Annotated in this window: 19 protein-coding genes; 10 read left to right on the top strand and 9 right to left on the bottom strand. The window is 62.9% G+C overall.

All coding sequences use genetic code 11. The features are described 5' to 3' along the window. Positions 1-310: 310 nt before the first annotated feature. The 4 genes from ACQY4K_RS14495 to spt all read left to right on the top strand — a co-directional run bounded on the left by ACQY4K_RS14495 (position 311) and on the right by spt (position 4,694). The gene (locus ACQY4K_RS14495; RefSeq protein WP_428390900.1) at positions 311-2,065 is read left to right on the top strand and encodes a fatty acyl-AMP ligase; all 1,755 of its coding nucleotides are present in this window, start codon (positions 311-313) and stop codon (positions 2,063-2,065) included. Between the two features lie 11 nt (positions 2,066-2,076). After that, positions 2,077-3,033: an NAD-dependent epimerase/dehydratase family protein gene (locus tag ACQY4K_RS14490; RefSeq protein WP_428390899.1), complete on the top strand. Its 957-nt coding sequence runs from the start codon at positions 2,077-2,079 to the stop codon at positions 3,031-3,033. A gap of 60 nt (positions 3,034-3,093) precedes the next feature. Further along, complete coding sequence (locus ACQY4K_RS14485; protein WP_428390898.1) at positions 3,094-3,345, top strand: acyl carrier protein; 252 nt, start codon at positions 3,094-3,096, stop codon at positions 3,343-3,345. A 146-nt stretch (positions 3,346-3,491) separates the two neighbouring features. Beyond that, positions 3,492-4,694: a serine palmitoyltransferase gene (gene spt, locus ACQY4K_RS14480; protein WP_428390896.1), complete on the top strand. Its 1,203-nt coding sequence runs from the start codon at positions 3,492-3,494 to the stop codon at positions 4,692-4,694. On the opposite strand, the gene ACQY4K_RS14475 is transcribed toward spt, so the two are convergent. Together ACQY4K_RS14475 and ACQY4K_RS14470 are read right to left on the bottom strand one after the other, a co-directional pair. Continuing rightward, a complete protein-coding gene (locus ACQY4K_RS14475) occupies positions 4,691-5,758 on the bottom strand; it encodes a dATP pyrophosphohydrolase (protein WP_428390895.1) in 1,068 nt (355 codons plus the stop codon). The genes spt and ACQY4K_RS14475 overlap by 4 nt on opposite strands. A 62-nt stretch (positions 5,759-5,820) precedes the next feature. Beyond that, the gene (locus ACQY4K_RS14470) at positions 5,821-6,543 is read right to left on the bottom strand and encodes a sterol desaturase family protein (RefSeq protein ID WP_428396138.1); all 723 of its coding nucleotides are present in this window, start codon (positions 6,541-6,543) and stop codon (positions 5,821-5,823) included. Positions 6,544-6,879: 336 nt separating this feature from the next. Here ACQY4K_RS14470 and ACQY4K_RS14465 point away from each other — a divergent pair, with 336 nt between their 5' ends. Genes ACQY4K_RS14465 through ACQY4K_RS14455 form a run of 3 tightly spaced genes read left to right on the top strand, consistent with a single transcriptional unit; the run spans position 6,880 to position 9,460 of the window. After that, entirely contained in the window at positions 6,880-7,878 is a 999-nt protein-coding gene (locus ACQY4K_RS14465; protein ID WP_428390894.1) for a glycosyltransferase, read from the top strand. Further along, entirely contained in the window at positions 7,875-8,591 is a 717-nt protein-coding gene (locus ACQY4K_RS14460; protein ID WP_428390893.1) for an NTP transferase domain-containing protein, read from the top strand. Before ACQY4K_RS14465 ends, ACQY4K_RS14460 begins: the two co-directional genes overlap by 4 nt. Beyond that, positions 8,591-9,460 carry a CDP-alcohol phosphatidyltransferase family protein gene (locus ACQY4K_RS14455; RefSeq protein ID WP_428390892.1) on the top strand — a complete coding sequence of 290 codons (870 nt, stop codon included), beginning with the start codon at positions 8,591-8,593 and terminating at the stop codon, positions 9,458-9,460. The genes ACQY4K_RS14460 and ACQY4K_RS14455 overlap by 1 nt, the downstream gene beginning before the upstream one ends. 3 nt (positions 9,461-9,463) lie before the next feature. Here ACQY4K_RS14455 and lptG read toward each other — a convergent pair whose 3' ends face one another. Together lptG and lptF are read right to left on the bottom strand one after the other, a co-directional pair. Next, entirely contained in the window at positions 9,464-10,540 is a 1,077-nt protein-coding gene (lptG, locus tag ACQY4K_RS14450; RefSeq protein ID WP_428390891.1) for an LPS export ABC transporter permease LptG, read from the bottom strand. Beyond that, the gene (lptF, locus tag ACQY4K_RS14445) at positions 10,537-11,616 is read right to left on the bottom strand and encodes an LPS export ABC transporter permease LptF (RefSeq protein WP_428390890.1); all 1,080 of its coding nucleotides are present in this window, start codon (positions 11,614-11,616) and stop codon (positions 10,537-10,539) included. Before lptF ends, lptG begins: the two co-directional genes overlap by 4 nt. 491 nt (positions 11,617-12,107) lie before the next feature. Here lptF and ACQY4K_RS14440 point away from each other — a divergent pair, with 491 nt between their 5' ends. Together ACQY4K_RS14440 and ACQY4K_RS14435 are read left to right on the top strand one after the other, a co-directional pair. Beyond that, positions 12,108-13,097 (top strand): glycosyltransferase, encoded by a 990-nt coding sequence (locus ACQY4K_RS14440; protein ID WP_428390889.1) that lies wholly within the window; start codon positions 12,108-12,110, stop codon positions 13,095-13,097. Between the two features lie 41 nt (positions 13,098-13,138). Continuing rightward, the gene (locus tag ACQY4K_RS14435) at positions 13,139-14,578 is read left to right on the top strand and encodes an oligosaccharide flippase family protein (protein ID WP_428390888.1); all 1,440 of its coding nucleotides are present in this window, start codon (positions 13,139-13,141) and stop codon (positions 14,576-14,578) included. Here the strand turns inward: ACQY4K_RS14435 and ACQY4K_RS14430 are convergent. Genes ACQY4K_RS14430 through ACQY4K_RS14420 form a run of 3 tightly spaced genes read right to left on the bottom strand, consistent with a single transcriptional unit; the run spans position 14,543 to position 17,543 of the window. After that, on the bottom strand, positions 14,543-15,565 hold the full coding sequence (locus ACQY4K_RS14430) for a radical SAM protein (RefSeq protein WP_428390887.1): 1,023 nt from the start codon (positions 15,563-15,565) through the stop codon (positions 14,543-14,545). The genes ACQY4K_RS14435 and ACQY4K_RS14430 overlap by 36 nt on opposite strands. 57 nt (positions 15,566-15,622) lie before the next feature. Further along, entirely contained in the window at positions 15,623-16,396 is a 774-nt protein-coding gene (locus ACQY4K_RS14425) for a hypothetical protein (RefSeq protein ID WP_428390886.1), read from the bottom strand. A gap of 19 nt (positions 16,397-16,415) precedes the next feature. Further along, on the bottom strand, positions 16,416-17,543 hold the full coding sequence (locus ACQY4K_RS14420; RefSeq protein ID WP_428390885.1) for a glycosyltransferase: 1,128 nt from the start codon (positions 17,541-17,543) through the stop codon (positions 16,416-16,418). A gap of 882 nt (positions 17,544-18,425) precedes the next feature. On the opposite strand from ACQY4K_RS14420, the gene ACQY4K_RS14415 reads away from it, so the two are divergent. Next, positions 18,426-19,367: a LysR family transcriptional regulator gene (locus ACQY4K_RS14415; RefSeq protein ID WP_428390884.1), complete on the top strand. Its 942-nt coding sequence runs from the start codon at positions 18,426-18,428 to the stop codon at positions 19,365-19,367. 109 nt (positions 19,368-19,476) lie between these two features. Here the strand turns inward: ACQY4K_RS14415 and ACQY4K_RS14410 are convergent, their stop codons facing one another. After that, complete coding sequence (locus ACQY4K_RS14410; protein WP_428390883.1) at positions 19,477-20,592, bottom strand: M24 family metallopeptidase; 1,116 nt, start codon at positions 20,590-20,592, stop codon at positions 19,477-19,479. 115 nt (positions 20,593-20,707) lie between these two features. Next, the gene (locus tag ACQY4K_RS14405) at positions 20,708-22,255 is read right to left on the bottom strand and encodes a carboxylesterase/lipase family protein (protein WP_428390882.1); all 1,548 of its coding nucleotides are present in this window, start codon (positions 22,253-22,255) and stop codon (positions 20,708-20,710) included. Between the last annotated feature and the right edge of the window lie 30 nt (positions 22,256-22,285).

Genomic DNA, 22,285 nt, shown 5'->3' with positions numbered 1-22,285 from the left:
GGCGTTGGGAGCGTGCCCTTTACCTAGGCGAGGTTAGCAGCCAGTTTGCACAGATGATCATCGTGTTACGTTCGTGTATCCCCCATCGACCCTTCGGCACCGCCGGATGCGCTCACGATCCCTGGCTGGCCTGGAGGTCGCCTCCGCTGATTACTCGGCCGTAGTCGATTGGTGGCACCCACTTTCTGGAGCGCCTCGGGTCGATCAACCTGAACGGCGATGATTGGGGACCAAGATAGCCATCCATAGCCTTCGCCGGACCGCCTCAAAAGGTGGACCCACGATTCCCTCACAAGGATAAATCCGACCCGTGCCGAACTCAGTCGCTCCGACTCCGTCTGCTTCCGGCCAAACCCGTCGCGTCGCCGATTTCATGACCCTTGTGGATGCGCTCGACTATGCCGCGCATGGCGAGGCCGGCATCAATTTCTATTCTGGACGCGGGGTGCTGCTGGAAGCGCTCCCATATCGAAAGCTGCGCCGTCAGGCGGTTGATCAAGCCCAGCGGCTGCTGACACTCGGGCTGCATCCTGGCGACCGCGTCGCGATGATCGCGGAAAGCCATAGCGACTTCGTCCGGATCTTCTTCGCCTGCCAATATGCTGGGCTGATACCGGCGCCACTGCCACTGCCGGCCGCGTTTGCCGGGCGTGAAAATTATATCGCAAGTCTTCGCCGCATGATCCAGAGCGCCGGCGCCGCCGCCGCATTCGGTCCTCAGACGCTGGTCGCCTGGCTGCAGGAAGCAACTGACGGGCTGGGCCTGCGTGTGGTTGGCACCGAGGCACAGCTTTGGGAGGTGGAGCCTGTCGCTGTGGCGTTGCCGACGCCGGACCGGTTCGGTCTCTCTTACCTGCAATTTTCCTCCGGCAGCACCCGCTTCCCGCTCGGAGTCGCGGCGACCCAGCAAGCGGTGATCGCGAATGCCGCCTCCATTGCTCAACACGGCCTTGCCGTGCGTGACGGCGACCGGGGCGTCTCCTGGCTGCCGCTCTATCACGACATGGGGCTGGTCGGCTTCCTGCTGACGCCTCTGGCCTGCCAGATGTCGGTGGACCTGCTGCCAACCCGCGAATTTGCCCGCAGGCCCCTGGTCTGGCTTGACCTGATCAGCCGCAATCGCGGCACCCTGGCCTACAGCCCTTCGTTCGGCTACGAGCTATGCACCCGGCAGGCAGAGAGCGCATCCGCCGAGCTGGACCTTTCCTGCTGGCGGGCCGCCGGTGTCGGCGGCGACATGATCCGGCCGCAGGTGCTGCAGGGGTTCGCCGCCGGATTTGCCGCAAGGGGTTTTAAGTCCAAAGCTTTCGTGGCCAGCTACGGCATGGCCGAGGCGACGCTCGCCTTGAGCTTCGCCCCGCTCGGACGCGGCATTCGGACCCACGTGGTCGCGCGCCGAGCCCTGGAGCATCATGGGCTGGCGCTTTCCTACAACATGGACGACGAGACCGACGGCCGCGGTTTTGTCCGCTGCGGATCGATGCTGCCAGGGCACGCGCTGGAGGTACGTAATGCGGATGGCCGTGTGCTGCCTGAGTGTCGTGTGGGAACCCTATTCGTCCGCGGTCCCAGCATCATGGCCGGGTATTACGGCCATGCGGAAGAAACCGCCCGTGTGCTTTCCCCCGATGGCTGGCTGAATACCGGTGATCTCGGCTACCTGATCGATGGCGAGATCGTCGTCACCGGGCGGGCCAAGGATCTGATGATCGTCAACGGCCGCAACATCTGGCCGCAGGATCTTGAATGGACAGCGGAGTCCGAACTGCCGGTGCTGCGCAGCCGGGACGTTGTGGTGTTCTCCATCGACAGCGGCGTCTCGGAAGAGATCGTAGCCCTGGTGCAGTGCCGTATGGCAGCACCCGGTGCCAGGGAGACGTTGCGGACCGAGGCCGTCGCGCTGTTCCGTCGCCGGCACGGCATTGACGTGTCGGTCGTCCTGGTGCCGCCGCGCAGCCTGCCGCAAACGTCATCCGGGAAGCTCAGCCGTGCCCGCGCCAAGCAGATGCTGCTGGCCGGGGCTTTCGACCCGACGCCGCTGCTCTCCTCAGCCGCCTCAGGATGAAAGCGGACCGCATGCGGGCGGCACCGCTCGTGGCCCTCACCGGGGGCACGGGGTTTCTCGGCCGGCACCTGGCCACTGCTCTTGCGGCACGCGGTTTTCGCCTGCGAATCCTGACCCGTCGGGAGGCTTCGCACCCGCTCTGGCGGGATCTCACCGCCGACCTGGTCACGGGTGACCTTGATGACGCGCCGGCACTTGGCCGGCTGGTGCAGGGTTGCGATATCGTGATCCACGCCGCCGGGCTGATCAAGGCGCGTTCGCGGCGCGAATTCCTGTCGGTGAACCGCGATGGCGCGGTGCGCCTGGCTGGCGCGACACAGCGGCACGCCCCGGGGGCGCACCTGATCGGCATCTCCTCTCTCGCGGCGCGGGTGCCGCGGCTTTCCGCCTATGCCGAAAGCAAGCGCGCCGGAGAACGCGGATTGGCCGCAAGCTTCTCGGGCCGCCTTACGATCATTCGGCCGCCGGTGATCTACGGCCCGTGGGATCGCGCGACGTTCGGCATCTTCCGCGCCGCGGCCAAGCCGATCGTGCCGGTACCGGGATCGCCGGAGGCACGCATCGCGATGATCCATGTCGAGGACGCCGCGGCCGCGATCGCCGCTTTGGCTGCCTGGAACGAGGCGCCCGGCGGCAGCATCCACGCGCTTGCCGACCTGCGTCCGGCAGGATACGCGCCGCGCCACATCCTCGGGCTGGCTGCCGCAGCACTGGGCAATAATCCCCGCTTCGTTCGACTGCCGGGGTCGGCCGTGCGCTTCGCCGGCATCGCCGCGAGCCTGCTTGCCCGGGTTTCCGGACGCCCGGGGCTATTCAGCGCGGGCAAGGCGCGGGAGATGCTATACCCCTGTTGGGGGGTCTCGGCCGAGGAGCTGCTCCCGGCGATGCACGCAGCACCCGGCATTGATCTCCCGCGCGGCTTTGCCTCGACCGTCGCGTGGTATCGCCAAACAGGCTGGCTGGTCTGACAGGAACCGCATGTTCGTCAGCGGCAGCGAGCCCCTGGCGCCGAGCTGGAGGATGTGCATATGAGCACTGACATGGAGACGATTACCCGGCTGATTGTCGAGACGCTGGTCGCCAACCCCAAGGTCACCCGTCCCGTCGTCGGGGCTACGGTGATCGTAGAGGATCTCGGGCTGGATTCCCTGGCGGTGATGAATTTCGTCATGCAGATAGAGGACAAGCTTGATGTCTCCCTGCCTCTCGATCGCCTGGCGGACGTGCGCACCGTCGACGATCTGGCGCATTGCTTCGCCCAGTTGAAGGCCCAGAGCTGAACCGGCTGGCAGGTTCGGCGCGGTCGCCAGGGCTGGAAGACCACGCCAGGTTCTGCGAGTGTCTCAGCCTGGTATACAGGATCCTGCACGATGCTCCCTCTCCACAGACGGCCGGTCCCGGCGCGCCGCACAACGGCCGCCTGAGCATGTCGATCCTCGCCAAGTTCTCCGCACTCGCGCAGGCCCGCGCGTTCCATATCGGTGCGGGGCGCGACCCGTTCCGCGTGGTCATCGAGCAGGCGCTCTCCGCCACCGAGGGCGTCATCGAAGGCAGGACTGTGCTGCTGTTCGGCACCAACAATTATCTGGGCCTCAGTCATGACCCGACCTGCCTGGCCGCCTCGATCGAGGCGGTGCGGCGGCACGGCACCGGCACCACCGGCTCGCGCATCGCCAACGGCACGTTCGACCTGCACAACCAGCTGGAGATCGCGCTAGCCGGCTTCTATCGGCGCAGGTCCTGCATGGTGTTCACCACTGGTTACCAGGCCAATCTGGGGATGCTGTCGGTCCTCGCCGGCAAGGACGACACGTTGCTGATCGACGCGGACAGCCATGCAAGCATCTATGATGCAAGCCGACTGGGCCATGCGCAGGTGGTCCGCTTCCGTCATAACGACGCGGATGATCTGTATCGGCGGCTACGGCGCCTTGGCGCAGCACCCGGGTGCAGGCTTGTGGTGGTCGAAGGCATCTATTCGATGCTCGGCGACTCCGCTCCTCTGGCCGAGATCGCGGCGGTGAAGCGGGAGACCGGCGCCACCCTGCTGGTGGACGAGGCCCATTCCTTTGGCGTGCTCGGCGAACATGGCCGCGGCCTGGCTGAAGCGGCAGGCGTGGAGTCGGACGTGGATTTCATCGTCGGCACCTTCTCCAAGAGCCTCGGCAGCATTGGCGGCTATTGTGTCTCCGACCACCCGGATTTCGATATCCTGCGCGTCGCCTGCCGGCCTTACATGTTTACCGCTTCCCTGCCGCCCGCGGTGATCGCCTCGACGCAAGCGGCACTGGCCAGGCTGCGGGAGGCGCCGGAACTTCGCGACAATCTCTGGGCGAACGCCAGGCATCTGCACGGCGGCCTGCGGCAGGCGGGTTTCGAGGTCGGGCCGCACGCGAGCCCGATCGTTGCCGTGTCGCTGCCGGACATCGCCACCGCGACCAGGTTCTGGAACCGGCTGCTGGACCAGGGTATCTACGTCAATCTTGTGCTGCCGCCGGCAACCCCGGACGGGCGGCCATTGCTTCGGGTCAGCGTGACCGCGATGCACCACGCGGCGCAGGTTGGCGCCGCCGTCTCGCGGTTCACGGAGATCGCGGCAGCCCTCGGATTGCGGCGAGAAGCGGCTTAAATATCCTTGCCGTAGATGCGATAGGTTTTGTAGACCACGCCGCCCACCGCCTCATTGATGCGGCACATCGGCGCGTTGTCCTCAAGGATCCAGGACAGCTCGACCGCACGGTAGCCGAGTTTGCGTCCCTCCCGGCGCACCGCATCGATGAGCAGGAACGGCACAAGGCTGCCCAGCAGGCCCTGGCTGAAGCTGCGCCGGATGCCCATCAGCGGAATTCTGGCCGAACGCACACCGCTGACCTTGAGACGCCACAGCAGCTTTGCCCAGCCGAACGGCAGCAGAACCCCGCCGAGGTCACGGATTGCCTCGTTCAGGTTCGGCAAGGCGACGATGAAGCCGATCGGCCGTCCCTCGAATTCGGCGAACCAGATCAGCTTCTCGTTCAGCAATAGGCGCAGGTCCTTGGCAAGCTGATCGGTTTCCGCCTCCCGCAGCGGCACGTATCCCCAGTTCTCCGCCCAGGCGTCGTTGAACAGGTCGCTGACGGTCTGCACCTCCTGCTTGTAGCGAGAGAGGTCGAGTGGACGGATCACCAATCCCGTCGGCAATGGGCGGTCGATCATACGGCGTATGGCGAGCGGCAGTTCGGTGCCGGTATCGTAGAGGTAGGCGAGGAGATCCTTGTCCTTTCGGTAACCCTGCTCCTCCAGTCGTGGGCCGACATAGGGCTGGTCATGGCCCATCAGCAGCATCGGCGGCGTGTCGAAGCCTTGTACAAGCACGCCGAGCGACTCGTTGGTCGACAAATTGAACGGGCCGCTGACGTGGGTGATGCCATGCGCGCGGTGCCAACTCTCGACGCTCCCGAGCAGAGCTTCGAACACCGCTTCATCATCCTCGGCGGCAATCATGCCGAAATGGCCGAGCGGCTCACCGTTCTGACGCTCCAGTTGGGCGCTGATGCGGCCGACATAGCGACCGTTGCGCCGGGCCAGCCAATAGCGCGCCTCAGCATGCTCAAAGTAGGGGTTGTGGTCTGGCCGCAATAGCTTGCGCTGCTCATCGTGCAGCGGCGCTACATAATTCGGGTCCGACCGTGACAGTCGATCGGGCAGTGCCACAAACCGCTGCAGAGCGGCTGAGCCTACGACCGGTACAATTTCAATCGATCCACGACGCGTCATTATGGCGTGGTCTGATGCCGTGCGGCAGGCGCCGGAGGACGGCTACGCGGCGGCGCTCCGGTGCGCTGCATCACCCAGGGGAACTGCTGGGCCGCGTGCAGGTCATAACCCAGGTCAAACACATGCCGGCTGCGCGGCCGGCTCCTGGCACCGCGGTAGTAGGTGCGGAACAGACGGTCCGGCAGAAAGCTGACAATGCCGTAATTGCCGCCCTCGTCATGGAAATGATGCAGCAGGTGCGTCTGCTTCATGTATTGCAGCAGGCGGCTGCGCGGCTTGTAGTTCAGGTGCTGGATGCAGTGGCAGAACTCGTAGACGCAGGTGATCAGCAGGCCGGTGCCGAATGCCCCCGCGGCGCCCGCGACACCCCCGATTGCGTAGCCGATCGGCAGGGTGATCGCCGCCATGGTCGGCACGGTGTTGGACGGCGCGCCGAACAGGACCTCCAGCCGATGCGGATCCTGATGATGGTCGAAATGGATGCGCTTCCACAGACCGGCGGTCCACGCTGTACGATAAAGCCAGCGTCCATGCAGGATGAACCGGTGGATCAGGTACCAGGCGAAGGGGTAGACCACCACAGTCGCCAGTGCCGCCAGGGCGACCCGGCTCCAGTCGGTAGCCCAGACGCCGACCACAACCGCGCAGCCGACGGCCAGGGCAAAATAGAGCTGGATCGCTGGATACAATAGGTAAGCGCGCCATAGTTCGCCCATGGACATCTTGCCGAGATCATGGCTGCGTCCGCGCCAGGCGCTTGCCCATACCACTGGTTAACTCCCCACCGCATTGACACGCCGCCGTATCCGGTTCAACGCGCGGGTAGCTCTAGCCCGGTCGCTCTGGAAAAACAAACGGCAACATGCCGGCCGGTCGGCTAGTGCACCGACCCAACCAAAGTGAACAGCTTTGTTTGGGTCTAAGGTGCCCTAGCATATTGATATCGTGCAGCTTTGACCCGATCAGACCGGTAAGGTCTGTTTGGGTCGCTGCACTAGCGCGCCCCTGCCTATCCGGGTAAGCCTCGGGAATGCTGATCAGGCAGCGGTTCCAGGCAGATGACGATCCCCCCCCAGGCGCATTTCTGCTGGATTGGGGCCGATCTGCCATGGGCCTATGCCTTTGCCATTCTCTCCGCCGCTGAACGCAGCGCGTTGGCGACGGTCACGCTGCACCATACCGAGGCGCTCGAGGACAGCGCGGCATTGCGCAGCCTGACGAACGCACCCCGCGTGCAGCTCTCCTGGATCGACGCCCCTGCTTTTCTGACGGAGGTGGGAGACAGGCTCGGCCTGGGCGGCCGGCTCGCCGGCCTCTACGGCATGCTCGCCAGCGCCGTGACGAAGACCGACGTGCTGCGCGCGGCGATCCTGTACCGTCAGGGCGGCGTGTACCTCGATCTCGACACCATCACGGTGGCCCCGCTGCTTCCCCTGCTCGACACCAGACAGTTCGTCGGCGCCGAGCTCATCGTCTGGCCTCGGACCGTGCGCGAGTCCCGCTCGCCGGCGGTCTGGGCTCGGCATCTGAGCCTCGATCTGCTTCGCAAGGCGCTGCGCATGGTCCCGCATGGCTGGAGGCTCTTCCGGCGGATCGAGCGGTTCTACGTCCGCGGTCTCAACAATGCCGTCATGGGGGCGGAGCCGAACGCGCCGATATTTGCAAACTATCTCCATGCGATGCTTGCGGTCCCCGAGGATCGTCGCACGCAGGCCTACGCATTCGGACCCGACCTGCTCGCGGAGGTGGTGGCGGGTTACAAACAAGGGGACCTGACGATCCAGGACCCGCGTGTCTTCTATCCTTTGCCGCCGGAGATTTCCGAGCATTGGTTCAGGCTCGCTCGCGGCATCAAGCTCGACACCGTCCTGTCCGCCGAGACGCGGGTGGTGCACTGGTATGCATCGGTCCGCACACGCTCGCGAGTCGCGCAGATCGATCCGGACTATGTGCGCAAGCATCGTACATGTCAGCTTTACAGCATGCTGGTCTGGTCATGCCTCTCTCGTCTCCTGCCAGCCAGTGACCCTCACGTGGAAGTGCACATCGCTCGATGAAATGTCTTATCGTCGCCGCCGGCCAGGGGGTCAGGCTCAGAGAGAAGGGTGAACTCAAGCCCTTGATTCTCCTCAAGGATGTGCCCCTCATTGAACACGTGATCGAGCGTGCTTGCATCGCCGGCCTGGACGGGTTCGTGGTCGTCAGCGGCTACCGCGGCGAGGAACTGCGAAGCGAGCTTGATCGCTTCTCCGCCGGCCGGGACATCCGCATCGCGCATGTCATCAACGACGCGTGGAAGCGGGCAAACGGGGTGTCAGTGCTGGCTGCGAAGCGGCAACTTACGGCGCCATTTGTCTTGACGATGTGCGACCACCTGATCGATCCGGACATCTACCGTGACCTGCTCGCAGCAAAGATCGAGCCGGATACCGTCACCTTGGCGGTGGACTACAACATCGGCAGTTCGCTCAATGACCCGGACGACGTTACCCGGGTCAAATGTTCGGATGGACGCATCCAGCAGATCGGCAAGTCCCTGTCTGACTTCAACGCCATCGATACCGGTGCCTTCCTGTGCACCCCGATGATTTTCGAGGCACTGGAGGAAAGTCAGGCGCACGGCGACGACAGCATCTCCGGCGCCATGAACGTGCTTGCGCGATGGGGCAAGGCCCGGGTTCTCGACGTCCGCGGCAAGGTCTGGCTTGACGTCGATGATCCCGCCGGCTTTGGCAAAGCCGAGAGGCTGCTCGATTTGGGGCGGATTTGATGCAAACGCCTGAGCCGGTCCGGCGAACCTCGGAAATCGAGGATCCCACCAACCTCTACGTCATCCACGCGATGGCAAACCGCCTGACCCCGTTGCTGGCGAGGCTGCATATCCGGCCGAATACGGTCTCCGTCGCGGGCATGCTGTTCGGCATCCTGGCCGGGTTTGCTTATTTTCGCTACCACAATCCGCTGTTCGCGCTGGCGGGATTCATCCTGATGATTGCCTGGCACGTGATGGACGGCGTCGATGGGCAGCTCGCGCGTCTCACCCACACGCAGTCGGAGTCCGGAAAGGTTCTTGACGGGGTTTGCGACTACGTCACCTTCATCGCCGTCTACACAGGTCTGGCCCTGAACCTCAGTTGCCAGCATGGCAGTTGGGTGTGGGGTCTGGTCATCGCAGCCGGGGCCTGCCACGCCGTACAGGCTGCCGCCTACGAGGTGCAGCGCCAGCAATACGAATTCTGGGGCTGGGACCGGAAATCCAAGGAGATCACGGCAGCGAAGGCCGCGGCTGCCTCGAAGGTATTTGGCGCCTACCGGCTCTATACGCGCGTCCAGGTCCTGGCGGTCGGCTTCAGCGCGGATTTCCAACAGCGCCTGACCGCAATTTTTTCGCGGCGGCCTGAGCATGTGGCCGCCATCCGGCTCAGCTATCGGGAGACGTTCGCGCAACCGGTGCGCCGATGGTCAATCCTGTCCGCCAACTCCCGAACAATCGGGATTTTCATCTGTGCCTTGCTGCAAGTGCCGCTTTGCTACTTCATCTTTGAGGTCGCCGGCTTCAGCCTCGTGCTGGCTGTCCTGAGTTGGCAGCAAAAGCGCCGACACGGACGATTTCTCGCCTCTTTGGATGAGCTCGAATAACGTCTATCGATAGCTGCGGTGAAAGAGAGTAAGCGCCAGGGCCATTAAGAGCAATGGTGGCGCCACGGCGGCAGCCGCCGGGTTGAGGTCGAGCAGCAGGTCGAGTTGACCCGTGATCTGCTGAGCAAACGTGAACACGATGCCAATCACGGCGCCAATCGTGATCTGGCGTCCGAGGCTCTCCGCGCGCGGCGGCCCGAACGCAAAGGGAGCCGCAATCATGATCATGGCAACCATTGACAGAGGCATGCTGAGCTTCGCCCACAGTTCCTGGTCATAGCGTGTCGCCTGCTGATGTCTCGCCTTGAGAGCGCGGACATAGCGGTACAGGGCAATCGGCGGCATGCTTTCGGGGGGCAGTATCAGGAGCCGGGTCTGTTTGGCGCTGATGAAGGAATGCCAGGAGAGCGAGGCAAGATGCTGGGTCTTGAACTGCGAGGCGTGGATGCGCTTCTTGATCACGTCGGTAAGCAGCCAGTTTCCATCCGGCTTGATGTCGGCAGACTCGGCATGGATGAAGCTCGTCAGATTGCCATCATCGTCGAAAGCGTAAATGTCGATATCCCTGGGGACATTGCCATACAGAAACCGCTGCACATTCAAATACTGGTTATTGCCTTGCGCCCAGAAACTGTCGGCACTGCGCAGGGTCGTCAGGGACGTCAAGGCAGATGAACGACGCTCCTGCGCCAGCCGTTGAGCGGTCGGGATGACGAACTCCGCCAGCAAAAACAACATGATCGCGATCGGCAGGGCAAGCACGACAATCCGGCGGATAACGCGACCTTCGGAAAACCCCATGCTTCGCATGGCAATCAGCTCGGAGTTCCTGCCCAGCAAGCCGAGTGCAAGGAGGCTTCCCAGCAGCATCGACATCGGCGTCATCTGCAGCAGGCGGTACGGAGCAGACAGCAGCACGTAGACGAGAGCGTCAGAGACGCGGTAGTGCCCTTGACCGACAAAGCCAAGTTGTTCGACGAACGCGAGCAGGCTGAACAAGGCGGTCAGACCTGTCACCACAAGGACATAGGCTTTGAAGGCAGCGACCTGGACATAGCGATCAAGCAACTGTCCGCTCATGCGCGGCCGCGCTCCAAACGCCGCGGTCGATACGTGACGGCAAGCAAGAACAGGCTCAGGAGCCCGGGCGCCCACCACACCCCGGGGAACCCGGCGATCATATCGTGCTGCACCCAGGTTCTTGTCGAAGTGCAGAGCAGGTAATATCCGAAATAGATCAGGATGGCCGCGCCGAGCTTGCTGTATTTGCTTTGTCGCGGCCTTGCGCGGCTCATCGGAATTCCCAAAAGGCCAAGCAAGAGCGTTGAAATCGGCGTCGATAGCCGCCATTGCAGCTCGGCGATGTCCGCGGGCAAATTTGAGGCCACAAGCCGCGGACTGCTGGCGGCGACCGAACTGTATTCGGGTGTCACATCGCTGGTGCCGTCTGGGTTGATGATGAGGTCCCGGGCGCTGAGGACCTGGTCGTTCTGGGTGCTTCCGAGATCCATGGTGTAGATATGGGCATCGTGCATGTCGATGCGGATGCCCTCCGAGGCCTGCCCTTGCGGCAGCTTGTCGGCGAGCCGGGCGTGGATGATCCGGATGTGATCGCCACGCCAGAGTTGCACGAAGACATCGCGTGCCGGAGTGGTGGGCCCATGGCGATGGCCCAGGAAGATCACCCGCCTGCCGTGTTGACCAATATAGAAGGTCCCCGGCTGCATTGCGGCGACGTCAAGCGTGCTCGCGGCGTGCGATGAAAGCGTATGGAGCTTCTGGTAGGCCCACGGCCTCACCACCAGCGATAGCCCAGCCACTGCCAGGGCGGCGCACCCCGCCACGACAAGAACCGCGCCGCTGATCTGTGCCGGCGTTATGCGCAACGCGTAGGCCGCCGTCAACTCGGAGTCGCTGTAAAGCCTGCCGAACGATAGAATGACCGACATGTAGAGCGCTACGGGGATCAACACTTCCAGCGAGATGAGCACCTTGAGCCCGACCAGCTCGGTGATGATGTCGCCAGGGAGCAGCCCATTGACAGCGTCCGATAGGAGGGTCGCGGCACTATAGCTGCCGAACAAGGCCACCAGGATCCCCAGCACGGGCAGCAACGGCTTGCTGATCTCCCGCCTCAGATAACGATTGAGGATCAAAGCCTGGAACTGCTTGTCTGCCCAGGGTCGGGACCCAGCGAGTGCCTGTCCGGGCCTCTCGTATGGTTACAGGTGTCACTCATCCGAAGTCTTGTCGAACCTGCTCGTTGACTATAGGGAAGCATTGTGTTGCGTCGCTTGCTCCCGGACAAGAGCCAAACGGGCATTCGGCGCGCGAGAGCCCGGAACGCGCGGCATCTCCGTACTCCGTCGCCTGGGCGCCCATGAAAATCCTCTTCGCATTCGAGAATAGCCTGCCGAGTTCCGAAGCGGACGCGGAAGTCTTCATCACGACGGCGACATATCTGGCACCACTGGCCGCGCAATCTTGGTTGCACGTGCCGACCAGGGGTCGTGCGCAAACCGCCGCGACCAGCCCGCTTGCCGGACTGCCGTTGATCCGCGCCTACGCTCCGCTCCGGCCGGCGGTGCTTCGGCATTTCTGTTGCGGATTGACCTTGGTGTTCCGACACGAATTCCGACAGGTTGACATGGTCTACACGCGCAATCTGTGGGTTGCCTGGTTGACGGTGCTCCTGGGGCAGTGCGTCGTATTCGATCATTACCGGCCATGGCCTGACCAGATTCCGCCATTGCAACCTTTGATCCGCGCCCTGATGTCCCATCGGCGCTTCCTGATCAACATCTGCCATTCCGACTACACCAGAGAAAAATATCTTGTAATCGGGGTCCCGGCAAACAAGCTGTGCTGCATCCGCAACGGGTTCGAGCCGCGGCACTTGCAACCGGCTCTCCCGATCGAGGCCGCGAAGCGAAGCATCGGCGTCCCCGTCGACCAGAAGACCGCCATCTACACCGGACGCATCAACCATAAAAAGGGCTTGGCCCTGGTGATCGAGGCCGCGAAAAGCCTGCCCGACCTCCTGTTCATTCTGGTTGGCTCGCATAATGAGGGCCCAATCGAGACCATGGCGAAGACTGCCGCAAACGTCCGGGTGGTTCCCTGGCAGCCGCCGGAGACCCTCCGCCACTATATCTTTGCCGCGGACGTCCTGCTGATCCCTCCCTCCAGACAACCACTGGCAAAATTCGGCTCGACGGTGCTGCCGCTCAAGCTCTTCCTCTACATGGCTTCTGGCAGGCCGATCATGGCAGGCGACACGCCCGACGTGCGGGAAGTCCTCAAGCACGGCGAAAACGCCTTCCTCTGCAAGCCGGATTGTCCGGACGCCCTGGTTGCCGGGCTGAAAACGCTGACCGCCGACACCAGGCTTGCAGCCAAGCTCGGAGCGGCAGCGCAGGCGGACAGTCGAGGCTTGACCTGGGATGCACGCGCCCAGACCATTCGGGATATCATCATGGACCGGCTTACCGCCGCGCCGGTGCCCTCCGGCGCATGGAGCAATACACAGATTGGTGACTGGATACGCCAGTCCCGGCGCTGGCTGGTTCATCTGGTCCGGGAACGCTCCTGGGTACTCCCTCCGTCCGCCCATACTCCTCCAAGCGGCCACAAATAGGGCGGCACTGCTACGGCACGGAGGCTTGCGCGCCTGATCGCATGGACAGCCACCAGAGAGATCTTGCACGCGGCTTCAACTGGCTGGGTGGCGCGACGATCATCGCAAAAATCGTCGATTTCGCGACGGTGCTGGCAGTGCTCGGGTTCCTGACCAAGCAGCAGGTGGGCGTCGGGTCGCTCGTGGTTTCCATCGGGATGGTCATCGAATCGCTGGATGGACTCGGTACGAGCGAAGCCCTCGTACAGGCCCGCGCGGTGTCCCGGCTTCAGCTCGACACGTTGTTCTGGTTCGTTGTCGGTGCCGCTGCCGTGGTCGCGGGCCTGACCATGCTGGTCGCACCCGGGATCGAGGCGATCTACGGGGCGGCAGGCATAACCACGTACTTTCTTGCAATCGCGGTCAAGCAGCCCCTCGTCGGCGCGGCGCTGATCCCACTGGCGATCATGAACAGAGACCTGCAATACGAGCGCATCGCGGTCGTACATTTGTGTGCGACTCTTGCGGCCGCGTCCACTCGCCTGGGGCTTGCCGTCTGGGGCGCGGGGGCTTGGGCGCTTGTCGGCGGCTATTCGGCGAGCGGCCTCTACATCCTTGTCGGCGCATGCCTGGCCAGCCCCTTCCTGCCGAGGCCGCGCTTCGAGATGCGTGCAATCAGGCCGCTGCTACGTTTTGGGTGGCGCGCCGCCTCTTCAAATATTTTCGAGCAGGTCTTCAAGAACGTCGACTACCTTCTGGTCGGATGGTTCTATGGGGCCTCGCAACTCGCCGTCTACAGAGTGGCCTTCGACGTCGCGATGGAGCCGGCGATGGCGGTCGGGACACTCGTCAACCGCACCGCGCTGCCGGTTCTTGCCCGGGTCTCCGGTGTCCCGGAGCTTCTGGCCCAATCGCTGCAATGGTCGTGGCAACGAATCGCGATCCTGGTGGCTCCTCTGATGGTCGGTTTGATCCTGGTTGCAGGTCCGCTCACAAGCCTCCTCCACGACAATCATGGAAACAGCTATGCCGCGGCGGCCTTGCCGCTCAAAATATTGGCTACGGCAGCGCTGCTGCGCATCGCATCGCAGGTGCTGTACCCCGTGCTCATGGGGTCCGGACGTCCCGGCACGGCAGCCCGCCTGTCAGCGACGACGCTGCTGCTGTTGAGCGTGGGCATCCTGGCCGCCGGCTTCAGCGTCAGTGCGCGACATGGCCTCGTCGCCGTGTCCGCGGTCTGGCTGGGCGTGTATCCGCTCGTGCTGGCCTGGGGTATGTGCTACCTGCGCCGGCACTGGCATATCCAGGCCCGGGACCTGATCAGGCCATTCATTGCACCGCTCATCGGCGTCGCGGCCATGGTCTCAGGCGTCGAAGCGACGGGATTGCTGATCGTCGCCCACGAACCCGCGACTCGGATCGGCATCGTCCTTGTCGCGACCATGATGACCTATGCCGGCCTTTTCTTACATGCCAGGCTGCGGTCTCACCACGCCGCCTGATCGAGCCCAGGTCGGATCCGCGATCGTCTGCGCACCACGATAACGATCGAACATGCTCATCTGGTGCACACAACTCAGCGTGCATGTGCTGCTGCAGGATTTCTCGGTGCGAAACTCCCGGCGTATGTCGTCACGTGTGTAGTCGAGCAACGGGATGCCCGGATAACCGCGCTGCTGCGAACACCAATGCACCTTGCCGTCTTCCGCGACATAGAGGTAGCGCGCACCCGCACGGCACTTCCAGTCGTTCGGCTGGCCGCGCATCAGGTTCTTTTGGAACAGCCGGTAATTCAGTCCATGCACGACGGACGGAGAGATCCTGGTGACCTGCCCGTAGGCGTGCATCTGGTCCGGACTGAGCGGCTTGAGCATTCCGCTATGGTCGTGCAGAACGCCCACGGAGTGCTGCAAGCCGTATTTTGCCGCGGTCTCAGCCACGGTCACCACATCCTGCGTCCGCTCGCCGCTGACCCCGAGCACGGAATTGACGTTGACCTTGAATTGCGCATGGTCCGATAGCAGTGCGAGCTTGCGTTCGACCGATGACAGGCTCTTCATCGACACGTCATCGGGCTTGAGATTGTCAATGCTGATCTGCATGCCTTGCAGGCCTGCTGCGTTAAGCCGGTCGATCCAATCCCGGGTCAAGCGGAAACCATTGGTGATCATGGTCACGATCATTCCATGATCGCGGGCCGCGCGGATGACGCGGTCCAGCTCCGGGTGTAACAGCGGCTCGCCGCCAGTGAAGGTAATGGACGCCGTGTTCAGGGCAGCGAGATGATCGACCCAGGCGAGCAGGTCCTTGGACGGAACCGGAGGTGAGAAATCGTCATATTCGTTGCAGTAGCCGCAAGCGAGGTTGCAGCGCCGCGTGACAACGACCTGGGCCAGCAGCGGGTTGTATCGCGATCCAAGAGCACGAGTCAGGAACCGCGTACCCGCGGCGATGCTTCCAAGCCGGCGGGAAATGGGATGATCGCTCATGACTGTCGATTAGCACTCACAGCCTCCGGTAGAAAGCGCCCGGCACGGATCGGGTGCTCAGCCCAGGCTTCTGCGGGTCGCACGCCACGGCGGCGGCCACCATCGCAGCCCGGCCACGTCCAGCAACCCCTCTCCCGAAAAGGGGCGCCGCAATTCGGGGCTTTCGCCGGGAGGCTGCGCATAGAGCGTCTCGTGCGCCGGCCAACGATGGAACCGCTTCCAGGTCCATGCATCGTGGCGCCGATAGATCCGCATAAGCCCGCGCGCAGTCGCCAGGTCGGGGCGCACCTTGCGGCGCCGCGTCCAGCATGGTGTCGCGGAGAGCCTCTGTGCCAGCGGCCAACTGGCCGATCCGACATAGTTGGAGAACCAGACGACATAACCAAGCTCGGCCTGCAACGCGACCACGGCACGATAGACCTGGATGTGTTCGGCATGGCCGTATTCGCCCCACGGGTTATGTGTATAGACGTCACGGCAGCCGATGAGCAGCGGCCGCAAGGCTCTGATCAGCTTTGCATAATTGCCTTCGTAGCGCGCGCGTGCACCGGCCTCGACGATTTCCACGCCGGCGCAGGTCGGTCGGACACGCGCCCAATCGACCAGAAAGCCGGCACCGCTCTCGGGCAGTTTCAGATCGACCAGACCCGTTAGCGGCAACGCCGCGACCGCGCGACGTCGCGCCGCGGACATCAGAGGCTTGCCAAAGGGATCACCGAAACAGAACACGATCCGATCAGCCGATGCGACGACGGAACTCAGCCACAGGATTTCATCGTCGGGATGCGCCACAACCACCGACATGCAGCCCTGGGCAGGTGTTACCGTCATCGCAAAGCCCGGTCCGCCATCAGGAGAGCATCTCGTCATAGAAGCTCTCAAGCGAGGCGGTCTGCTGTTGGATATCGAAGCGACGTTCAGCGAGCGCCCTTGCCTGCGCGCCCATGCGAAACCGCATCGCGGGCTCATCAAGCAAATCCTCCATACGCCTGGCAAGAGCCTCGACATCGCGTTCGGGCACCAGGAAACCGGTCTCGCCGTCTCTGACGCCCTCCGGAATCCCGCCTATGTCGGAGCCGATCACGGGGATCCCGGTGGCCGCGGCCTCCAGCAGCACCATGCCGAGGCCCTCGACGCGTCCGGTCGCCGTGCGAACGCTGGGCAGCACCAGCATCGCGGCCCTGCCGATCCAAGCCAGCACCTGCTCATGGACCAGTGCGCCGAGGAACTGCACGCGGTCTCCGAGGCCCATCGACCGAACCTGCGCCTGCAACGACCGCTTCAGCGGTCCATCACCGATAATGACCAGGCGAACATGCGCATGCCGAAGCGCCAAGGTCGCAAATGCCCGGATCAGGGTGCGGGTGCCTTTCACTGCCACCAGCCGCGCGACGTGCAGGATGGTCGGCGTCTCCTCGCCTGGGTCACGCGGCCGGATTGCCTGGCAATCCACGCCAATATAGTGGACCCGCGTGCGCGACTCCGGAAAGCCCATCGCCAGCACCCGGTCCCGAATGAAGGAAGAGGCGCAGAGAAAAAGCTTGCCCTGCCGCGCGAGTCGCCGCCGGAACAGTGGATAGTTCGCCCAGGCGGGGGAACAAAGCAAGGCCGCCGTTGAAAGCGTTGCATCGAAGCCATGGAACGTGGTGACCAGCGGTATACGCAGCCGCTGCACCAGGGCAAGTGCGTAGACCCCTTCAATGCCGAAGTGAGCGTGGATCAGCGATGGACGACGATCTTTCAGCAACCTCAGATAAGGACCGGGGCTTCGGGTGAGCATCTGCCAGCCGATGCCCGGCAGCGGCCAGCGTGCGCCGAGATCCTGCAAGGCGAGCGACTGCGCCTGGTCAGGCGGCTCGCCGAAGCGCAGCCTGCCGAGATAGAGCGGCCTGTATCGCCTTAGGTGCTGTGCCTGCTGGGTGATGAACGGTTCCGATATCCTGAACAGGTTGTGGCGGAAAATGATGATCTCATGCATGTGAACCGCTCGCTCGTCGTCGTGACCCCGAACCAACTGCCTTGATCTTGACGAGAAGTCAGCAACGCGCAGCACGGCCGAGTCGCCCAGGACAGATCCATGTGCAGCGGATTGACGAATTTTTTGCGAACCACTGCCGCTGACTCAGGCGACCCGCCATGCCGAAGCGTCCCAGCTCAAAGGACGAAAGCCGCGTGTGAACCAGCCGTAACAGCCTTACAACCCGTCCTTGTCCTCCATGGTGTGCCGAACCCCGGGGTGGCAGCCGGCCCAGGCTTTCACTGGCTCGGGCGGCGAAGCGTGGCAGAGAGCCAGCCCGTGAAGCTCCGGATCCGAATGCAGGAACACGTGACCCCGGGGTCGAGCTTAGCCGGAGGGCCGCATTTGATGTTCCATGGGCGCCCGGACCGTTGAAGCGGAAGCGCACTGTCCAAGCACCGGCTGGAAGCGTCGCCGACATACCAGAAAGGTTCCACTCGCTGCCAACAAGTCGGCAGCAACATGCCTCCTGCCGCTGTTCGCTAAACGGCTCTGGCTCATCCCCCGCATTTCTCAACCGACCCTAAGGAGGACTGGAATTGCTGGCCAAGTCGGGCACGTGACCGGCGGCGCGATCGTCACAGGGCATGTTGTCGCGTTGACCTCGGTGCTGATCGCGGCCGGGCTCGCCGCAAAATCTTCAATCCGATTCGCGCGCTCATGTTGCAGCACTTCCCGGTTCTTCCCATACAATGTTAGATGCCAGGCGATCGGGCCAGCCTCGTCCCCAACTAAACCGGATTTGTCATGGAGGGTAGGTAAATCGGGGCTCTGACTGGGCGAAAGTTTCTTTCACAGAGGACCCAGCGAGAAATCGGGTCCCTATACGAGGGCCGCGCTCCAATGAGGATTGACCCGCAACGATTGATACGGCTTGCGGTGCTGATAAAGAGCGGCAGCTTCAAGCGCGCCGCGGACCAGCTTGGCGTCACCCAGCCGGCGCTCTCCCAGAGCATCGCACATATGGAGGACGAAGTTGGTGTCGAGCTCATCAAGCGGACACGGCGTGGGATTGAACCCACCGTCTACGGCCAAGTTCTATATGAGCGCGCGAGAACAATAGACCACGAACTGACGCAAGCGGCCCAGCAGATTCGTGAACTTGCATTCGGCAACAAGGGCGTCTTAACGGTGGGATCGACAGTCGGCGGTGCAGGGTCGCTTGTTGCATTGGCGCTTTGCAAGCTCCTGAACTCCCACCCAGCGGCAAGCATCAAAATCCTTGAGAGTTCGTCAGTCAGGTCGTTGCTGGCCCGGCTTAATGAACGTACCATCGACCTGCTAATCTGTCAGCAACCTAATCAATTCGAACTGGCGGGGGCACGGCCGATTTCCCTCCTCCGCGCGGAGCGTGTGGCCTGCGTCCGCACAGGACACCCACTTTCCCGCAAAGCGACCTTGAGCGACTTCGGCCCTTATCCCTTCATCTGTCCGCCAGAGGAGATGGGCTTACTGCTTGGCTTCCAGCAGATTTTCCGCTCGGCCGGCCTAGAACTGCCCGAGATAATCTTCTCCGACTCGATCCAAATCGCTAAGGAAATGGTGCTCAACTCAAACGCTTTTGCGCTGTTCTCGGACTTATCAGTACTCCATGAACGCCGGCTCGGATCGATGCGAACAGTAGGACTCGCTGCTCCCACACAATATTGGATGCAACTCATCATTCGCCCGGAACAGATTCCGACCGACTTAATGAAGAGCTTTGTGGCAAGCATTCTCTCCGTATGCGGGGAACTGAAGATAGACGTGCATCCCGATATCTCGAAATCCCCCCATTTCCGGTAAGCCTTTCTTGTTGCGATTCCGGGCAATCCTCAGACGCCTTTGACCCGATGCACAAGGGCAAGACGAACCGTTTGGTCGTCGTTACTGGACGCAATCCGCTTGAGTGCCGTCATGATCCGGTGAGCATGCCGCCACCATAGTGGTTGAGCCGCTCCGCTCCTGTTTGGGTGATAAGATATGTGTCCGCACGCATCAGGGAGCGGAGTTCCGGGTCGGCCAGGATGGGATGGAAGATCAGGGTCATGCCCTCCTCCAGGAGGAAGGGTCGATTAGGGTCGTGGCGCGGTTCTTCGAGGGCCATTCCGCAGAAATGGCCGAGCGAGAGCGACGTCATCGCCCGCCCCCGTTCCTTCAGGAATCCTGCGACGATCTTCGCGATTTCGGACAGGTCGGCACCAGGTTTCATGTGTGGCTGCGCCGCCTGCTTGGCCGCGACCAGGTCGTTGTAGGCGCGGACCGCGGCGTCGTCGTTTGGGTGTGTCGTTACTGGCACCGTCAATTGCGAGTAGTAGCCATCGTACCGCGGTGAGATCTCAAGAAGGTAGCGCGCGTTCGCGTCGATCCGGTCGTCCGACGCGAGTGATTGCATTGGCCTACCCACAAAAGGCAACGGCAAGATCAAGTGAAAGCCGCCTTCGGAGCCCTGCATGCGCACCAGATGCTCTATATCGGCCATGATCTCATACTTCCGGCGCCCCACGCGGAAGACGTCCGGAACCTGCGCCCAGACGGAATCCGCGATGGCGCAACTCCTGCGGATGCACGCGATCTCATACGGGCTTTTGCGCAGCCTGAGCCGTTCGAACTCCGCAGACACGTCAACCAGGTACGGCGGTGCCGATTGGCCGCCGAGCGATCCGGCGATCGCAGACGAAAGTGTTTGCGGCTCCGCGATCCCCAACCGGCGGGGTCGGTGGCGCGTGATACGCTCGGCCAGGAGAGCCGGCGAGAAACCCTCGATCGGCTCGATCGGCAACGCGTGCGCCTTGTAGTACTCCGGCACCATCATACCGATCCGTTCCGAGATCAGCTCGACATGCCCGTTTCGGTGAACCAGCGCTGCCGCCGGGCCGCCAATGGCTATGTAGCCCGTAAGCCACCTTGCATGGCCAAGCAGGATTTCGTCACGCGACAAGTCGGTTGCGAGCACCAAATCCAGATCGTTGGACTGCATCATCTGGCTTACCCGCGCCCACCGCGCAGTAGCCTCGGAAAGATCGAACATCGGTTTGCCTTGCTTCAATGGATAACCCGGCTGTCGGCTTGCTCCACCGAACGGACGTCCGCATCCTGACCCAGTCGGCGATGGTGCAACAGTCGGGGTCGATTATAGGACACCCTTACCACAGGATCCGTTCGGACGATCGCGGGTCCAGGACGAGCCGCGCATGTTCCTCGAAATGCATCGTCGCGCGGTCCGTGGTGGTGTAGGCTGGCCAGTGGGGGAGAAGATCGATGTTCGGATTGCCGGTGCGGGCAAAGGCCGTCCACGCTCCGCTCATTTGTCTGGAAACAACAAATCGCGCGGGGTCGCTGCCCAGGATCGGATGATCCGGATGGGCAAAGACCAGAGGCAGATCGAGGATGTGCGGTGTTCCGTATACCCCGCCATGCACGTCCGTCCGGAACTCAAGCACGTACATGTAGACTGGAGCGCCGTGCTGCCCGGCCTTCAGTTCCGCCATTCGGATCGCGCGGCGCCGGAAGATGAAGTCCCCGGTGATGGCGAACAGGATCTCGCTTGGTCTGGCGCCTGGCCGGTTCGCCAGGTATGTATTCAAGACCTGATCGGCCTGATCGCCGAACATGCCGGCGATCATACCGCGCATCTGGGCTTCACCCATCTCGAACACCTCGGACAGGGATGAGAGCAGGAAGGTGGTTTCGTTGGCGCACGTTCCTACAAGCAGCGGCACGTCGTCGCTGACCGGCCATGCCGCCGGGCCGAAGGAGTCGAGCGGCAACGTCCTCCCATCGATAATTGGCTCGAACTCGGCGGATCGAACATCCCTCGATCGCCGCCAAAGGTTCGGGACCAAGCGGACCTGCGCCCTGACCAGATCCTCGGGAGGAATGGCAATCAGTGCGGGAACGTCGTCAGGTCCCAAGCCGAGTTCGGCAAGCAGAGCGCGCGCATTTCCGGTTCCCTCGTCGCGGGACAGGGCTACCATCTGGGACCCGCTCTGGACGATCGCCTTGTGAAACAGGCCTCTGGCGTCGGGCATTCTCAGAAGAACCGAGACCTTCAGCGCTCCTCCGGACTCCCCGAAGACCGTCACGTTTTCTGGATCTCCGCCGAACTGCGCGATGTTTTGCCGCACCCATTTCAGGGCGTCCACCAGATCGAGCATCCCGATATTGGAAGCGTCCTCGTAGGCAGAACCGCCGGGCAGATCAGCCAGATGAAGGAAGCCGAGCGCGCCGACGCGATGGCGCACTGTCACGACGACCACGTCCCCGCTTCGCGCGAGATTCCCGCCGTCAAACCACCATACCGGCGGGGTTTCACCGAAATACTTCCCGCCGTGGCACCAAAACATCACCGCAAGCCGCCGACTTCCATGTGGCTCCGGTGTCCATACACTGAGCGTCAGGCATTCCTCGCTCTGCTGGCGCCAGCGATCGTCGGGTGGGCTGCCTTCCAGCATCAGCGCTTCGAGCTGTGAGCTGGTTACCCCCATGTCGCGCGACTCGGGTTGGATTGCGCGAGGACCGAATTCCAGGGCGTTCCTGACGCCCTTCCATGGCGGAACGGGCCGACAACGCTGCCAGCGTCTGCAACCGCTGACCGACTCTCCGTATGGAATGCCTCTGAAGGCAGCGACGCCGTCCAATAGCTGTCCGCGAAGCTGCCCCGAGCCGATTTCGACGATGATGTTTTCAGGCATTCTCAAGCTTTCCTACCGCCGTGGCTCAGC

The sequence above is a fragment of the Lichenicoccus sp. genome (genome assembly GCF_965276875.1).
Classification (GTDB): Bacteria; Pseudomonadota; Alphaproteobacteria; order Acetobacterales; family Acetobacteraceae; genus Lichenicoccus.
The sequence above is the reverse complement of the archived record's forward strand: the minus strand, read 5'-3'. Positions and strand labels throughout refer to the sequence as shown.

Bases quoted from the DNA above. Each gene is read 5' to 3' on its own strand.
- ACQY4K_RS14490 (WP_428390899.1), top strand. From the start codon at position 2,077: ATGCGGGCGGCACCGCTCGTGGCCCTCACCGGGGGCACGGGGTTTCTC.
- ACQY4K_RS14485 (WP_428390898.1), top strand. From the start codon at position 3,094: ATGAGCACTGACATGGAGACGATTACCCGGCTGATTGTCGAGACGCTG.
- spt (WP_428390896.1), top strand. From the start codon at position 3,492: ATGTCGATCCTCGCCAAGTTCTCCGCACTCGCGCAGGCCCGCGCGTTC.
- ACQY4K_RS14470 (WP_428396138.1), bottom strand. From the start codon at position 6,543: ATGTCCATGGGCGAACTATGGCGCGCTTACCTATTGTATCCAGCGATC.
- ACQY4K_RS14465 (WP_428390894.1), top strand. From the start codon at position 6,880: ATGACGATCCCCCCCCAGGCGCATTTCTGCTGGATTGGGGCCGATCTG.
- ACQY4K_RS14460 (WP_428390893.1), top strand. From the start codon at position 7,875: ATGAAATGTCTTATCGTCGCCGCCGGCCAGGGGGTCAGGCTCAGAGAG.
- ACQY4K_RS14455 (WP_428390892.1), top strand. From the start codon at position 8,591: ATGCAAACGCCTGAGCCGGTCCGGCGAACCTCGGAAATCGAGGATCCC.
- lptG (WP_428390891.1), bottom strand. From the start codon at position 10,540: ATGAGCGGACAGTTGCTTGATCGCTATGTCCAGGTCGCTGCCTTCAAA.
- ACQY4K_RS14440 (WP_428390889.1), top strand. From the start codon at position 12,108: ATGGTCTACACGCGCAATCTGTGGGTTGCCTGGTTGACGGTGCTCCTG.
- ACQY4K_RS14435 (WP_428390888.1), top strand. From the start codon at position 13,139: ATGGACAGCCACCAGAGAGATCTTGCACGCGGCTTCAACTGGCTGGGT.
- ACQY4K_RS14430 (WP_428390887.1), bottom strand. From the start codon at position 15,565: ATGAGCGATCATCCCATTTCCCGCCGGCTTGGAAGCATCGCCGCGGGT.
- ACQY4K_RS14425 (WP_428390886.1), bottom strand. From the start codon at position 16,396: ATGACGGTAACACCTGCCCAGGGCTGCATGTCGGTGGTTGTGGCGCAT.
- ACQY4K_RS14420 (WP_428390885.1), bottom strand. From the start codon at position 17,543: ATGCATGAGATCATCATTTTCCGCCACAACCTGTTCAGGATATCGGAA.
- ACQY4K_RS14415 (WP_428390884.1), top strand. From the start codon at position 18,426: ATGAGGATTGACCCGCAACGATTGATACGGCTTGCGGTGCTGATAAAG.
- ACQY4K_RS14410 (WP_428390883.1), bottom strand. From the start codon at position 20,592: ATGTTCGATCTTTCCGAGGCTACTGCGCGGTGGGCGCGGGTAAGCCAG.
- ACQY4K_RS14405 (WP_428390882.1), bottom strand. From the start codon at position 22,255: ATGCCTGAAAACATCATCGTCGAAATCGGCTCGGGGCAGCTTCGCGGA.